Source organism: Streptomyces sp. NPDC002574, from assembly GCF_042889545.1.
Classification (GTDB): Bacteria; Actinomycetota; Actinomycetes; order Streptomycetales; family Streptomycetaceae; genus Actinacidiphila.
In genome coordinates, this window is the sequence record NZ_JBIARB010000011.1 from 280,747 (window position 1) to 294,418 (window position 13,672).

Below are 13,672 nucleotides of genomic sequence, written 5' to 3' on the forward strand. Positions count from 1 at the left end.
AGCCAAAATGATCTCAACATTGACCTATTCAATGAGTGCTCAGTAACCTCAATATGTGCGGCCGCGGAACACCCCGCGCCACCGAACCCACCCGACGCGGGCGAAAGGCACACAACGATGGCGATGGATGCCGCGGAACTGGCACACGGACTCTTCCGGATACTCGAGACGGGCGATCCCGCCCTGGCCGCCGAGGTCGTCGGCGCGGACAACCACAACCGCGAGGCCGCGGTCGCCCCAGCGGCCTGCGCGATCCCCGGCCCCGCCGGCACGCTGGCGTCGGGCGTGTGGCTGCGGTCGGCCTTCGACGGCCTGCGCTTCCCGTTCGTCGGGGTGGCCGCCAACGACCACCAGGTGTGGGTGCGACTGCGCATGCAGGGGCGGCACACGGGCCCGTTCGTCCGCTTCAAGGACGGGGCGCTCGACCAGGCCGTGCCGCCCACCGGGCGGGAGGTCGACTTCGAGCAGGTGCACCTGCTCGACATCCGGGACGGCAAGGTGGTCCGGCACGAGGCCCTGCGCGACGACCTGACGATGCTCGGCCAGCTCGGGGTCTTCCCGCCCTCACCGGCCGTCGCGCTGCGCGTCGCCGCGTGGAAGATCTCGGGGCGCGCGGCACGCGCCGCCGCGGAGGTCACGGCCGCGGCGGCCGAGGCGGCCCGCGCGGTGGACGGCCTCAGCGCCGCCGGCCATCGGGGCTGACCAGGATGCTTGCGCCGGGGCAGCGTGACGTCCACAATAGTTGCAGACGTTAATTATTGCAGACGTAGATCATCGGGAGGCGGCCATGACCGCGACGGATCCGGCCCTGACCGGGCTCTCGCAGAGCTGGTACGCCCTCTCGGCCCTGCACGGCAGGATCGAGGCGCACATCGAGCGCGCCCTGCAGGCGGGACACGAACTGAGTGTGCGCGAGTACTCCCTGCTGGAGGTCCTCAGCCGGCAGCACGACGGACCGGGCGGCCACCTCCAGATGAAGCAGGTGGCCGAGGCCGTCGTGCTCAGCCAGAGCGCGACGACGCGCCTGGTGACCCGCCTGGAGGACCGGGGGCTGCTCAGCCGCTACCTGTGCGTCACCGACCGCCGGGGGATCTACACCGACGTCACGGAGCCCGGCCTGGCGCTGCTCGCCGAGGCCCGGCCGACCAATGACGCGGCGCTGCGCGACGCGCTGGACGAGGCCGCGAAGAACCCGAACCTGGCCCCGCTGGTCAGGACGGTCGAGGGGCTGCACCTCCCGGCGGCCGTCTGAGCCCGTAGCGGATCACCGGAGGCCGGTCGCGCTGCGCGACCGGCCTCAACTCATCGTGAGAAGCGCCGCCGTTCGGGATATCCTCACCGTTACGCCCCTTTTGCGATCGTTTGTTCTGCCGTGTCAGGCTGGACTGTCCGGCACCGCTGAAGGGACCCGTCATGAGGCTCGCCTCGATCCTTCCCGACCGCATCGGCTTCGGCACCGCCCCCTTGGGCAACATGTTCCGCGCCGTACCGGACGGGGAGGCGCGGGCAACCCTCCGGGCCGCCTGGGACCAGGGCATCCGCTACTACGACACGGCGCCCTTCTACGGAGCCGGCCTGGCGGAATTGCGCCTGGGTGAACTCCTGGCCCGTCAGCCCTCGGACACCTACGCGCTGTCCACGAAGGTCGGACGGGTCGTCTTCGACGAGAGGGAGGACCCGGGCGCGCGTGAACACGAACTGGGCGAGAAGGAAGGCCTGTTCGAGCACGGACGGCGCCTGACGATGGTGACCGAGTACACCGCGGAGGCCACCGAGCGCTCGCTCGACGACAGCCTCAAGCGGCTGGGCACCGACCGCATCGACATCGTGTGGGTCCACGACATCGCCCAGGACTTCCACGGCGACACGTGGCTCCAGAAGTTCGACGAGGCGCGCACCGGCGCCTTCCGGGTGCTGACCAGGCTGCGCGACGACGGTGTCATCAAGGCCTGGGGCATCGGCACCAATCGCGTCGAACCCATCGAACTGGCCCTGGAGTTGGAGGAGCCGCAGCCCGACGGTTTCCTGCTCGCCGGCCGTTACACCCTGCTGGACCACGAGCGCGCCCTCCAGCGACTGCTGCCCACCGCACAGGAGCAGGGCCTCGGCATGGTCGTCGGGGGACCCTACAGCTCCGGGGTGCTGGCGGGCGGCGAGCACTTCGAGTACCGGCCCGCGTCCACGGAAGTGCGCGACAAGGTCCGGCGGATCAGGGAGATCGCCGACCGGCACGGCGTCGGTATGAAAGCGGCCGCACTGCAGTTCTCGCTCGCCCACCCGGTCGCGTGCGCCGTCGTCCCCGGGGCGACCCGGCCGAGCCGCATCACCGAGGACATCGCCGCGGCACGGGAGGAGATCCCTGCCGCGTTCTGGCACGACCTGCGCGCGGCGGGACTCGTCAGTCCCTTCGCGCCGCTCCCCGACGGCGCCTGAATCCGCGCCCCCGGCCGCGGCGTCACCCTCCGCGCGCACCCGCCGACGACACCAGGAGAACCCCCATGGCATCGACTTCGACGAGCCAGGTCGTCCCCGCCTCCCCCGAGCACGTGTGGCGGCTGATCGGCGGCTTCGGCTCCCTGCCCGACTGGATCCCCACCATCCCGGACTGCGTCCTCCTGGAAGGCGGCCGGGTCCGCCGGCTCACGACCTCCCAGGGCGAGGTCGTCATCGAACGCCTGGTGGCCTTCGACGCGCAGCAGCGGTCCTACGCCTACACCATCGACGAGAGCCCCTTCCCCATCACGGGCTACCTGTCCACGCTGCGGGTGCACGAGGTCCCCGGCGAGAAGGACGCGGCCGAGGTTCAGTGGTCCGGCCGGTTCGTCCCGCAGGGGGTCGAGGACGACGACGTGATCGCTCTCTTCACCGGGATCTACCGCGACGGCCTGGACGGCCTCCTCAAGGCCCTCTCGGGCTGACGCGCGACCACCACGGACCACCCCGAAGCGCGGCCGGCACCGGCGGTGTGTGCCCGCCGCGCGGTACGCCCGTGGTCAGACCGCGGGCAGCGGGGCGTCCTGCGCGACCAGGCCCTGCGCACGCAACTCCCGCCAGAAGCCGGCGGGGACCGGCTCCCGCAGCGCGGCCAGGTCCTCCGCGATGCGGCCGGGCTTCGTGGCGCCCGGGATCACGGCGGCGGCCGCCGGGTTGGCGAGGACGAACTGCAGGGCCGCGGCCTTGACGCCGATGCCGTGCCGGTCGGCGATCTCCCTGATCCGCCCGACCCTGGCCAGGATCTCCGGGGAGGCCTCCGCGTACTCGAAGTGCCGCCCACCGGCCAGCACGCCCGAGCTGTACGGGCCGCCGACGACGACGCCCACACCGGCCGCCGCGGCGGCGGGCATCAGGCGCTGCAGGGCCCGCTCGTGGTCGAGCAGGGTGTAGCGGCCGGCCAGCAGGAACGCGTCCGGGCGCGGTTCGTCGAGGTCGAGGGTGGTCTCCAGGGGCTCGACGCGGTTGACGCCGATGCCCCAGGCCTTGATGACGCCCTCCTCCCGGAGGCGGGACAGGGCGCGGAAGGCGCCGGTGCGGGCCTCCTCGAACTTCTCCAGCCACGCGTCGCCGTAGAAGTCCTGCGCGATGTCGTGGACCCACACGATGTCGACGCGGTCGGTGCGCAGGCGCTTCAGGCTCTCCTCGACGGAGCGCAGCGTGCCGTCGGCGGTGTAGTCGTTCACGATCGTGTTGGGGCGGCCGTGCTCGAAGAGGTTGCCCTTCTCGCCCAGTTCACGCGCCGCCGGGTCGACCTCGTCGAGGATGATCCGGCCGACCTTGGTGCTCAGGACGTACGCGTCGCGCGGCTTGTCCGCGAGGGCGTCGCCCAGCCGGATCTCGGCCAGGCCCGCCCCGTACAGCGGCGCCGTGTCGTAGTAGCGGATGCCCTGGTCCCAGGCCGCCTGCACGGTGGCGGCGGCCTCGTCCTCGGGGATGGCCCGGAACATGTTGCCCAGCGGCGCGGTGCCGAAGCCGATCCGGTCGGGCAGGGTGCGCGTGAAGTCCATGGGGGTTCCTTCTCGGATTGCGGGATCGCGGGATCGCTGACGCGGCGCCCGCCGGATTCGGTGGGTCAGTGCCGGGCGGCGAGAGCGGGCCGCTCCGGGCCCCGGGAGTCGGCGACGACCCGGCTGGGGCCGCCGCCGTGGCCGCGGCGCCGGTCGAGTCCCGCGGAGATCACGGCCAGCACCAGGGCGGAGCCGGTGAGCACCGCGCCGACCACGTTGGGCGCGGTGTAGCCGAGCCCCGCGGCGATGACGATGCCGCCCAGCCAGGCGGACAGGGCGTTGCCGAGGTTGAAGGCGCCGATGTTCACGGCCGAGGCCAGGGTCGGGGCTCCGGACGCCTGGTCGAGGACCCGCTTTTGCAGCGGCGGCACGGTGGCGAAGCCCAGGGCGCCGATCAGGAAGACCGTCACGGCGGCGGCGGGCCGGCTGTGCGCGGTGAGGGTGAACAGGGCGAGCACGGCGGCCAGCGAGCCGAGCGCGGTGAAGAGCATGGGCATCAGGGCCCGGTCGGCGTACCTGCCGCCGATCAGGTTGCCGACGACCATGCCGGCGCCGAACAGGACGAGCAGCCAGGTGATCGAGGAGCCGGCGAAGCCGGCCACGTCGGTCATCATCGGCGCGATGTAGGTGATGGCCGCGAAGACGCCGCCGAAGCCCAGCACGGTCATCGCCATCGCCAGCACGACCTGCGCGTTGCGGAAGGCGCGCAGTTCGTGCCGCAGGCTCACGCCTTCGGGCTTGGGCAGGTCCGGCACCAGCTTGGCGACGCCGGCCAGCCCGAGGACGCCGAGGGCGGCGACGAGCACGAAGGTCACCCGCCATCCGGCGCTCCGGCCGATGAGCGTCCCCAGCGGCACACCGACGACGTTCGCCACGGTCAGCCCGGTGAACATCAGCGCGATGGCGCGGGCCTTCTTCTCGGGCGCGACCAGTTCGGCGGCGACCACGGAGCCGATGCCGAAGAAGGCGCCATGGGTGAAGGAGGCCAGGATGCGCCCGGCCAGCATGACGCCGAAGACCGGGGCGAACGCGGACACCAGGTTGCCGAGGACGAAAAGGACCATGAGCAGCATGAGCATGTTCTTGCGGGACACCTTGGTGCCCAGCAGCGTCATGATCGGCGCGCCGATCATGACGCCGAGGCCGTAGCCCGTGACCAGGAGGCCGGCGGTGGGTACGGACACGCCGAAGTCGGAGGCGACCTGCGGCAGCAGGCCCATGATCACGAATTCGGTGGTTCCGATCCCGAAGGCCCCGATGGCGAGGGCCAGGAGCGCGATGGGCATGGTGAGGACGACCTCTCAAAGATTGCGATGGCGCCTAGCTGGCGTCCACAATATTTGCACACGCTGCATAACGTCAAACGCGGGCCATCCGGGCCGGCCCCCCTCGACGCCCCCGGGGTATCGATATACGGCGGACGCACTCTGCCCACCCTCTCACGTATGCCGCGTTTGCAAATACTGGCGGACGCAACTAGCGTGCGGCCCGAAGCGCGGAAGGTTCCCCCCCTCCGCCCGGACGTTCACCCGTCCGCACTCGCTCCCACGGCCCCGGCAGGCCGTGACGCGAAAGGATCAGCGCCATGACGACACCCATCCCCCACCTCACGCTGAACAACGGCGTCACCATGCCGCAGCTCGGTTTCGGCGTCTTCCAGGTGCCCGACGACGAGACGGCCGCCGCCGTCACCACCGCACTGGAGAGCGGCTACCGCAGCGTCGACACCGCCGCGATCTACGGCAACGAGGCCGGCGTCGGCCAGGCCCTGGCGGCCTCCGGCATCCCCCGCGACGAGCTCTTCGTCACCACCAAGCTGTGGAACGCCGACCAGGGGTACGACAGCACCCTGGCCGCCTTCGACGCCTCCCTGGCGCGGCTCGGCCTCGACCATGTGGACCTGTACCTGATCCACTGGCCGGCGCCCGCCCACGACCGCTACCCGGCCACCTGGCGTGCCTTCGAGAAGATCCGCTCCGAGGGGCGGGCGCGTGCCATCGGCGTCTCCAACTTCCAGCCCGAGCACCTGCGGCGCCTGATGGACGAGAGCGGTGTCACCCCGGCGGTCAACCAGGTCGAACTGCACCCGCGGTTGCAGCAGCGCGAGTTGCGCGCCTTCCACGCGCGGCACGGCATCGCGACCGAGGCGTGGAGCCCGCTCGCCCAGGGCGCTCTGCTCGGGGACCCGGCCGTCACCTCCATCGCCGGCCGCCTGGGCAGGACGCCGGCCCAGGTGATCCTGCGCTGGCACCTGCAGCAGGGCAATGTCGTCATCCCGAAGTCCGTGACACCCGAGCGCATCCGTCAGAACCTCGACGTCTTCGGCTTCGACCTCACCGACTCCGACATCGCGGCGATCGACGCCCTCGACGACGGCGGCCGCATCGGACCGGACCCCGCCACCTTCAACTGACCGCCCGCGCGGCCCGGTCGGCCGTCCCCCAGGGCGTCGGCGGGACGCCGGCGGGAGGCCCGGCCGGAGGCGGGGCGGCGGGCGGGCTGAACAGCCGGTCCTCCACCGCGGAGAGCACGAGCAGCAGACCCGGCAGGAACACCGGCAGTCCCAGCACGAGTGCGGCGATCATCGGGGCCTCCTCCACGTGGGGTCGCCCTCGCGCCTTCCCCCGCCGCGCGATCCATGGCACTCCCCCACCGACGATGTCCGGCCGCCGCCCGCCCCCGCGGCGGCCGGCCGTCGTCAGGCGTCTTCCGGCACGATCCGTGCCGGTCCCTCGTCCCGGGTCACCAGCGCAGCGCGTCCTGTCCGCCGACGTGTCCGACGCGACGCTGGTGCGGAATCTGATCGGGACGCCGGGCGCGGCGTGCCGGGCGGCCGCGCGACCCGCCGTGCTCGCTCCAGCGCAGAACACCGGCGACCGCGGTCGTGGCGCACAGCACTGCGGCGAAGAAGGCGTTGAACACATTGCCCGCCGACACGGCACCGATGAGGGCCCCGAGCACGCCGCCGCCCAGTGCCGCGCAGAAAACGAGCCTGCGAATCTTCAAATCCACGAAGAGTCACTCCCTTTCGCTTTCGTCACCACCCTTGCCCCGCTCGTGCGCCGGTTATTCCAAGGATGGTCTCCATGGGTGAACCCCGCCGCGGCGCCGGTCGAACCGAGGGAAACGGCGCATGTCGCACCCCGGTCCGGGCAGACGCGTCACGCGGGACGGGCCCGCCCGGGACACGGCACGGCCGGACGGAAACGGATGGAAACGGACGGAACCGAGCGGGAGCGGACGGGAACACCATGGCGGAGCAGCGAAGTGTGGCGGGCGGGCTCCGCGGGACCGGGAGCCCGCGATCGCGGGACCGCCCTTACCTGGCCGCGGAGTTGCTGACGGTGGCACGCCGCACCGCCGTGGCGCTCTGGGACGAGGACGCGTCGGAGAAAGCCGCCGCCCTCACGTACTACGGCGTGCTGACGCTCTTCCCCGGCATGCTGCTCACGGTGTCGGTCATCGGCCTGGCCGACGCGTCGGCCACCGGTGACCTGATCGCGCGGGTGAGTGCCCTCGCCCCCGCCGGGTCCGGCGAGATGCTGGCACGCACGATGCGGGGTGTGGCGCGGGAGCGGTCGGCCGCCTGGGTGCTGGCGGTCACCAGTGGAACGGCCGCGTTGTGGTCGGCGGTCAGCTATCTGGCCGTCTTCCGGCGGGCGTTGCACGCGATGAACCGGGTGCGGGACCACCGGCCGTCCTGGCGCACCGCGCCGCGCATCGCGGCGACGGCCTCGGTGCTGCTGACGCTGCTCGCGCTGGGCCCGCTGACCCTGATGCTCACGGGCCGGCTGGCCCGTCGGTCCGGTGAACTGCTCGGCGTGTCAGGGGTGGCGGTGACCGCGTGGAACGTCGTCAAGTGGCCGCTGCTGCTGGGCCTGACGACACTGCTGGTGCTGGTCCTCTTCCGTTCCGGGCCGCCGCAGGTCCGCCCGGTGCGGGCCATGCTGCCCGGCGGCGTGCTCGCGGTGCTGCTGTGGCTCGCGTCCACTCCCGTGCTGACGCTGTACGTCTCGCACGTCGGGACGTACAGCCGGCTGTACGGGCCGCTGGCCGGCACGGTGGTGTTCCTGATGTGGCTGTGGGTGTCCAACCTCGCGCTGCTCAGCGGCGCGCACTTCAACGCGGAGCTGCGGCGCCACCGGACGGGCGGGGGCCCGTGCGCCGCCGGCCGGGACGTGGCGCGATCACGTCGGCCCTGATCTGCCGCATCGGGCTGCTGACCACCCGGTAACGGCCGTTGGGCAGCCGGGCCGCGGCGCCGGTGATGTGCACGGTGAGCGGGCCCGCCCACTCGTAGTCCCGGCGTTCGGCGTGGCGTTGCAGTGCGTCCGTGAGGGCCTCCCCCACGCGGCCGCGGTCCTGGCCGAGTTCCTCGTGGACGGTGACGGCCAGCTCGACGGTGTAGACGTTGGGCACCACCACCCGGCGGGCACTGCACACCACGGCGCGGTCGTCGCACTCGCGTCGCAGTGCGTCGAGCAGTTCCACCGGCTCGTGGTCGAAGGCCTTGGCGTACAGCGCGTGCTCCCAGCGCTCGATCGCCCTTTCCCAGCGTCGCAGCATCCCCATGTCACCGCGCCTGCCCGGGGTGCCGGGCCTGATGCCGTCGCGCCGCGACCGCGGCCGGAAACGGGCGGTGCGGCGGGACGAACAGCCGGAACTGCGACCCGGTGGGAGGTGTGCTGCGATGGAAGCGGCGGAAGCGACGGCACCTGCGGGCAGGGCCCGGGCAGGGCGTGCGTCCGCGCCCCGATCGCCGGGGCGGCGGAACCAGACACCGGGAGCAGTCGAATGAGCGAAGCAGCACAGGGCGCGGCGGTTCAGGACACCTTCGACGTGGTGGTCGTCGGTTCGGGCCCGGTCGGCCAGACGGTCGCCGAGAAGACCCGGGCGGCGGGGCTGAGCGTGGCGGTGGTGGAGCGCGAACTGGTCGGCGGCGAGTGCTCGTACTGGGCGTGCGTTCCCAGCAAGGCGCTGCTGCGGCCGGTGATCGCCGTCTCGGACGCCCGCCGGGTCGACGGCGCGCGGCAGGCCGTGACCGGGCCGGTGGCCGCCGACGGCGCGTTCGCCCGCCGTGACGGCTTCGTCACGGGCTGGAAGGACGACGGACAGGCCGACTGGGTCCACGGCATCGGCGCGGAACTGGTGCGCGGCCACGGGCGGCTGGACGGCCCGCGGCGCGTCGCCGTGCAGACCCCCGAGGGCGAGCGGCGCGTTCTTACCGCCCGGCACGCCGTCGCCGTCGCCACCGGCAGCAAACCCGCGATTCCCGCCGTCCCCGGGCTCGACGAGGCGAAGCCGTGGACGAACCGCGAGGCGACGGACTCCCACACGGTGCCGCCGCGGCTGGCGATCGTCGGCGGCGGCGGGGTCGCGGTGGAGATGGCCACCGCCTGGCAGGGGCTCGGTTCGCAGGTGACGCTCCTGGTGCGCCGCAGCGGTCTGCTGCCGCGCATGGAGCCCTTCGCCGGCGAGATGGTCGCGGCCGGACTGGCCGAGGCGGGCGTGATGATCCGGACCGGGGTGGCGGTGAAGGCGCTGTCCCGGCCGGGCGGTACCGGGCCGGTCACCGTGACGCTGGACGACGGCGACACCCTGGAGGTCGACGAAGTCCTCTACGCCACCGGCCGGCTGCCGCTGACCGACGACATCGGCCTGGACACCGTGGGCCTGTCCCCCGGCGCGTGGCTGGACGTCGACGAGAGCTGCCGGGTCCGCGGCGTCGACGGCGGGTGGCTGTACGCGCTCGGCGACATCAACCGGCACGCCCTGCTGACCCACCAGGGCAAGTACCAGGCGCGCATCGCAGGCGCCGCGATCGGCGCCCTGGCGGCCGGCCGGGAGCTGGACACCGCGGAGTGGGGCCGGCACGCGGCCACCGCCGACGTGCACGCCGTGCCGCAGGTGTTCTTCTGCGACCCCGAGGCCGGCGCGGTGGGCCTGTCCGTGGCGGAGGCGGAGCGTGCCGGGCACCGGGTGCGCGCGGTGGACGTGGACCCGGGCCGTTCGGTTCAGGGCGCGAACCTGTACGCCGACGGCTACACGGGCCGGGCCCGCATGGTCGTGGACGAGGACAGCGGCCGGCTGCTGGGCGTGACCTTCGTGGGGCCCAATGTCAGCGAACTGCTGTACTCCGCGACCGTGGCCGTCGCCGGGCAGGTACCGGTCGACCGGCTGTGGCACGCCGTCCCGTGCTTCCCCACGATCAGCGAGGTGTGGCTGCGGCTGCTGGAGGCCTACGCGGAGGAATGAGCCGGGGCGTCCGGCCGCACGGGCTTCAGTGGGCGCGCTGGAGGGCGACGACGGCCATGTCGTCGCCCAGCGGCCCGTGGGCGTGGCCCAGCAGGTCCCGGGTCACCTCCCGCACCAGGGTGGCCGGGCATGAGCCGGGCAGACCGGCAGCGCGTTCCAGCAGGGGGTAGAAGCCGCCCTCGGCGTCGCGGGCCTCGGTGAGACCGTCGGTGTAGAGCAGCAGCTGGTCGCCGCCGGCGAAGGGGAAGGTGCTGGGGGCGTACGTGCTCTCGGCCAGGGCGCCGAGGCCGAGCGGCGGCGCGGGATCGGCCACGTCGAGCAGCGTCGCCCGGCCCTCGTGCAGCAGGAGCGGCGGCAGGTGGCCGCAGCTGACCACGTGGACGTACGGCTCGTCGTCGGGGATCTCGACGACCGCGGCCGTCACGAAGCGCTCCCCCACGTCGGCCTCGGCGGGTGTGTCGCAGAACTCCGCCAGGCCCCAGCGCACGCTGCCCTCCAGCGAGGCGACCAGTTCCGGCAGCGGTTCCTGGCGGTGGGCGGCGGCACGGAAGGCGCCGAGCACGGTCTCGGTCTCGCCGAGCGAGTTCAGTCCCTTGCCGCGCACGTCCCCGATGAGCAGGCGCGTGGCGTTCGCGGTGCGGGCGACCGCGTACAGGTCGCCGCCGACCCGGGCTCCGTCGTCGGCCGAGCGGTAGGCGGAGGCGATCGTCAGCGGTCCTGAGCGGCCGGGCAGCGGCCGCAGGACGACCCGCTGGGCCGCCTCCGAGATCCGGCGCTCACCGGCGAGTTCGTGCCGTCCCCGCTCGCTCGACAGGGCGAAGACCACCAGCAGCACCGACACCAGCACCAGCGACGCCAGCTGCACCAGGACGTTCTCCGTGGTCAGTGCGTCGCGTTCGAGGGCGGCGGCGATCAGCGCCAGTACGGCGAGCAGCGCGGCCAGGGAGCCGCGCAGGGGCCCGGCGAAGGCGGCGACCAGGGCCACCGGCACCACCAGGACGTGCGCGACGTGGATGTTCATCGGCAGGAACAGGTCCGCCACCGGAACAGCCACGATCAGCAGGGCGGCGACGGCGGTGATGACGTAGTCACGGGCGCGCCAGGCGGCGGTCTCCCGGTCCCCCGCGCCACGGGGTCCGTCACGCCACCACGTCCACATCCTGGCTCCTCTCCGCCCCGGACCCGACCGGCCGGGCGCCGCACCCACCATCGTGCAGGGCATCCAACAAAGAGACCAAACATTCTCTTCCCGACCAAAAGCACCATACCCGGCAGCTCTCGCGGCGGTGCGGGGTAGGGATCGAGGATGATCCGGGTACTGGTCGTGGACGACGAGGCGCTGATCCGCACGGGATTCCAGCACATCCTCGACGCGGCGGACGACATCGAGACGGTCGCCGCGGTGCCCGGGGGACGGGCGCTGCGGGCGGTGGAGGAGCTGCGTCCTGACGTCGTGCTCCTCGACATCCGGATGCCCGACGTGGACGGTCTCACGATCCTCGCCGAGATCCGCCGGATGCCCGCGCCCCCGGTGGTGGCGATGCTGACCACGTTCGACACCGACGAGTACGTCGCCGCCGCGCTCCGGGCCGGGGCGGCGGGCTTCCTGCTGAAGGACACCGACCCCGAGCAGCTGGCGTACCTGGTGCGGAACCTGGCGGCGGGCGGGGTCGTGCTCGCCTCCGAGGTCACCCGTACCGTCGTGGACGGCTACCTGGAGGGCGAGGAGCAGGTCAGCGCGGCGCACGCGGTGGCCGCGCTGACCGACCGGGAGCGCGACGTGCTCGTTCTCGTCGCCGAAGGGCTGTCCAACGCAGACATCGGCACCCGGGTGCACCTGAGCACCGGCACCGTGAAGGACCACGTCAGCGCCATCCTCACCAAGCTGGGGGTGGGCAGTCGGGTGCAGGCCGCGCTCCTCGCCGAACGCGCGGGGCTGTTGCGCCACCGCCACGGGGACGGGCGCGCGCCGTGAGCCCGGCGCGCCGACCGCCGGCCGGGGCTTCCGTCTGCGGGTGGGGCTGCCGGCCCGCGGGACGTGAACGGCGCGCCCGGGCCGGGGCTCAGGCCACGTAGCGGCTGATGAGGGTCGCCCTGTTCAGCGCGTACTCCAGGGGGCCCCGCCGGAAGAAGGACGACCAGACGAAGGCCGGCAGCAGCGCCGCCGCGACGAACGCGAGAAGGACCCCCATCGGCGGGCCGGGAAGGTCGTCGAGGTTCAGGCCCAGTGCCTTGATGGCGAGGATGTGCCCGACGTAGAACGTCAGCGACATGGAGCCGACCGCGATCACCGGCGTCGCGACCCGCCGGACGGTACGCCCGCGGGCGACGGCGTCCGTGCACCCGACGAGCACCAGCAGGGCGACACCCGTGCCGGCGACCACCGAGAGCGTGGTCTCGCTGTGCGGGGAGGCCGCCCACAGCCACGACGCGGAATCACCGTCGCCGCTCGGGAAGCCCGCGGCGTCCGACCACCAGGCCGACCGCGCTCCGCCGCGTTCCGCATCCACCCCGAACGTGGAGATTCCCGGCACCACGCCGGGAATCAAGTGCAGCGCCAGCCATGATCCGCCGTAGCCGACCAGGGCCAGCGCTCCACCTGTCATCGCCAGCCGCGCACGAACGGCCGCCGACCGGAGGTCGAGACGGGCAACCGCCATGCCGGCGATGAGGAACGGCACCCACGCGAGGACGGGATAGTCACCGGTGAACATCAGCCCGATGACGCCGTCCGTGCCGCCGACGTGGGCCAGGAGGTCGTGCCGCGTGACCACCTCGGCCCACGAGCCTTGATCGATCGAGCGCTGCACCACGAAGAGCGCCTGGGGCAGCACCAGCACACTGCCCGCCGCGATCGCCGCGAGGACGGCGGGGCGCAGCCGGTACAGCGGGAGAACGAGCAGAAAGCACACGCCGTAATACGCGAGAATCACCTCGACCGAGGTGCCCAGCAGGGTCAGCGCGGTACCCAGGGCCACCAGGATCACCGCGCGGACCACCACCCGGACGACCGCCTGCCGGCCGGCACGGCCGGTGGCGGGGGCATACCGCCCGGTGATGAGAACGATCGAGAAACCGGCCAGGAAAGCGAAGAGGGCCGACGACCGGCCCTGCGCCACCTCCATCAGCCATCCCTGGAACCCTCCCACCGAAGGATCGGGACCCACGTGGGCTGCGTACATTCCGAGTACCGCCAACCCGCGCGCGAGGTCCACGCCCACCATGCGGCCCACCGAAGTGTTTCCGGCGGTGCCTACCGGGGCGCCGGTGGGAGCCGCCCGCTCCGCTACCGGTCGCCCCGGGGCCGACACGGTGAAGAGAACATCGTGCGCCATGTCTCGATACTCCCCGCCGGGGACCGCCGACGGGTATCCGGCAGGCGTCCGGTCCTGCCCCGCCGGGCGGAGGTGCCCACC

At 72.7% G+C, this 13,672-nt stretch carries 15 protein-coding genes; 8 read left to right on the forward strand and 7 right to left on the reverse strand.

All coding sequences use genetic code 11. The features are described from left to right. Nucleotides 1–117 precede the first annotated feature (117 nt). The 4 genes from ACFYXS_RS27520 to ACFYXS_RS27535 all read left to right on the forward strand — a co-directional run bounded on the left by ACFYXS_RS27520 (nt 118) and on the right by ACFYXS_RS27535 (nt 2,918). Nucleotides 118–702, forward strand: coding sequence for an ester cyclase (locus tag ACFYXS_RS27520; protein WP_389252843.1), 585 nt, complete (start codon nt 118–120; stop codon nt 700–702). An 85-nt stretch (nt 703–787) separates the two neighbouring features. Further along, a complete protein-coding gene (locus ACFYXS_RS27525; RefSeq protein ID WP_389252845.1) occupies nt 788–1,252 on the forward strand; it encodes a MarR family winged helix-turn-helix transcriptional regulator in 465 nt (154 codons plus the stop codon). Nucleotides 1,253–1,413: 161 nt separating this feature from the next. Next, a complete protein-coding gene (locus tag ACFYXS_RS27530) occupies nt 1,414–2,433 on the forward strand; it encodes an aldo/keto reductase (RefSeq protein WP_389252847.1) in 1,020 nt (339 codons plus the stop codon). A gap of 65 nt (nt 2,434–2,498) precedes the next feature. Beyond that, complete coding sequence (locus ACFYXS_RS27535) at nt 2,499–2,918, forward strand: SRPBCC family protein (RefSeq protein ID WP_389252849.1); 420 nt, start codon at nt 2,499–2,501, stop codon at nt 2,916–2,918. 75 nt (nt 2,919–2,993) lie between these two features. Here ACFYXS_RS27535 and ACFYXS_RS27540 read toward each other — a convergent pair whose 3' ends face one another. Then, the gene (locus ACFYXS_RS27540; RefSeq protein WP_389252851.1) at nt 2,994–4,001 is read right to left on the reverse strand and encodes an aldo/keto reductase; all 1,008 of its coding nucleotides are present in this window, start codon (nt 3,999–4,001) and stop codon (nt 2,994–2,996) included. Nucleotides 4,002–4,066: 65 nt separating this feature from the next. After that, nucleotides 4,067–5,287: an MFS transporter gene (locus ACFYXS_RS27545; protein WP_389252853.1), complete on the reverse strand. Its 1,221-nt coding sequence runs from the start codon at nt 5,285–5,287 to the stop codon at nt 4,067–4,069. Nucleotides 5,288–5,586: 299 nt separating this feature from the next. Between ACFYXS_RS27545 and ACFYXS_RS27550 the strand changes: the two genes are divergently transcribed. Then, nucleotides 5,587–6,414, forward strand: coding sequence for an aldo/keto reductase (locus ACFYXS_RS27550; protein ID WP_389252855.1), 828 nt, complete (start codon nt 5,587–5,589; stop codon nt 6,412–6,414). Here ACFYXS_RS27550 and ACFYXS_RS27555 read toward each other — a convergent pair. Then, nucleotides 6,407–6,586: a hypothetical protein gene (locus ACFYXS_RS27555; RefSeq protein ID WP_389252857.1), complete on the reverse strand. Its 180-nt coding sequence runs from the start codon at nt 6,584–6,586 to the stop codon at nt 6,407–6,409. The two genes, ACFYXS_RS27550 and ACFYXS_RS27555, sit on opposite strands and share 8 nt — an antisense overlap. A 157-nt stretch (nt 6,587–6,743) precedes the next feature. Then, on the reverse strand, nt 6,744–7,013 hold the full coding sequence (locus ACFYXS_RS27560) for a hypothetical protein (RefSeq protein ID WP_389252859.1): 270 nt from the start codon (nt 7,011–7,013) through the stop codon (nt 6,744–6,746). A 332-nt stretch (nt 7,014–7,345) separates the two neighbouring features. Between ACFYXS_RS27560 and ACFYXS_RS27565 the strand changes: the two genes are divergently transcribed. Next, entirely contained in the window at nt 7,346–8,203 is an 858-nt protein-coding gene (locus tag ACFYXS_RS27565) for a YihY/virulence factor BrkB family protein (RefSeq protein ID WP_389252861.1), read from the forward strand. Here ACFYXS_RS27565 and ACFYXS_RS27570 read toward each other — a convergent pair. Beyond that, nucleotides 8,121–8,573 carry a DUF3662 domain-containing protein gene (locus ACFYXS_RS27570; RefSeq protein ID WP_389252863.1) on the reverse strand — a complete coding sequence of 151 codons (453 nt, stop codon included), beginning with the start codon at nt 8,571–8,573 and terminating at the stop codon, nt 8,121–8,123. The genes ACFYXS_RS27565 and ACFYXS_RS27570 overlap by 83 nt on opposite strands. A 222-nt stretch (nt 8,574–8,795) precedes the next feature. Between ACFYXS_RS27570 and ACFYXS_RS27575 the strand changes: the two genes are divergently transcribed. Next, entirely contained in the window at nt 8,796–10,256 is a 1,461-nt protein-coding gene (locus tag ACFYXS_RS27575) for a dihydrolipoyl dehydrogenase family protein (RefSeq protein ID WP_389252865.1), read from the forward strand. 25 nt (nt 10,257–10,281) lie between these two features. On the opposite strand, the gene ACFYXS_RS27580 is transcribed toward ACFYXS_RS27575, so the two are convergent. Further along, complete coding sequence (locus ACFYXS_RS27580; RefSeq protein ID WP_389252867.1) at nt 10,282–11,415, reverse strand: PP2C family protein-serine/threonine phosphatase; 1,134 nt, start codon at nt 11,413–11,415, stop codon at nt 10,282–10,284. 147 nt (nt 11,416–11,562) lie between these two features. Here ACFYXS_RS27580 and ACFYXS_RS27585 point away from each other — a divergent pair, with 147 nt between their 5' ends. Further along, nucleotides 11,563–12,231, forward strand: coding sequence for a response regulator transcription factor (locus tag ACFYXS_RS27585; RefSeq protein WP_319663955.1), 669 nt, complete (start codon nt 11,563–11,565; stop codon nt 12,229–12,231). 88 nt (nt 12,232–12,319) lie between these two features. Here ACFYXS_RS27585 and ACFYXS_RS27590 read toward each other — a convergent pair whose 3' ends face one another. After that, nucleotides 12,320–13,591, reverse strand: a complete 1,272-nt coding sequence (locus ACFYXS_RS27590; RefSeq protein ID WP_389252870.1) for a heparan-alpha-glucosaminide N-acetyltransferase domain-containing protein — start codon at nt 13,589–13,591, stop codon at nt 12,320–12,322. Nucleotides 13,592–13,672 lie beyond the last annotated feature (81 nt).

Coding starts and splice junctions, on each gene's coding strand:
- ACFYXS_RS27520 (WP_389252843.1), top strand. CDS start 118: ATGGCGATGGATGCCGCGGAACTGGCACACGGACTCTTCCGGATACTC.
- ACFYXS_RS27525 (WP_389252845.1), top strand. CDS start 788: ATGACCGCGACGGATCCGGCCCTGACCGGGCTCTCGCAGAGCTGGTAC.
- ACFYXS_RS27530 (WP_389252847.1), top strand. CDS start 1,414: ATGAGGCTCGCCTCGATCCTTCCCGACCGCATCGGCTTCGGCACCGCC.
- ACFYXS_RS27535 (WP_389252849.1), top strand. CDS start 2,499: ATGGCATCGACTTCGACGAGCCAGGTCGTCCCCGCCTCCCCCGAGCAC.
- ACFYXS_RS27540 (WP_389252851.1), bottom strand. CDS start 4,001: ATGGACTTCACGCGCACCCTGCCCGACCGGATCGGCTTCGGCACCGCG.
- ACFYXS_RS27545 (WP_389252853.1), bottom strand. CDS start 5,287: ATGCCCATCGCGCTCCTGGCCCTCGCCATCGGGGCCTTCGGGATCGGA.
- ACFYXS_RS27550 (WP_389252855.1), top strand. CDS start 5,587: ATGACGACACCCATCCCCCACCTCACGCTGAACAACGGCGTCACCATG.
- ACFYXS_RS27555 (WP_389252857.1), bottom strand. CDS start 6,586: ATGATCGCCGCACTCGTGCTGGGACTGCCGGTGTTCCTGCCGGGTCTG.
- ACFYXS_RS27570 (WP_389252863.1), bottom strand. CDS start 8,573: ATGGGGATGCTGCGACGCTGGGAAAGGGCGATCGAGCGCTGGGAGCAC.
- ACFYXS_RS27575 (WP_389252865.1), top strand. CDS start 8,796: ATGAGCGAAGCAGCACAGGGCGCGGCGGTTCAGGACACCTTCGACGTG.
- ACFYXS_RS27580 (WP_389252867.1), bottom strand. CDS start 11,415: ATGTGGACGTGGTGGCGTGACGGACCCCGTGGCGCGGGGGACCGGGAG.
- ACFYXS_RS27585 (WP_319663955.1), top strand. CDS start 11,563: ATGATCCGGGTACTGGTCGTGGACGACGAGGCGCTGATCCGCACGGGA.
- ACFYXS_RS27590 (WP_389252870.1), bottom strand. CDS start 13,591: ATGGCGCACGATGTTCTCTTCACCGTGTCGGCCCCGGGGCGACCGGTA.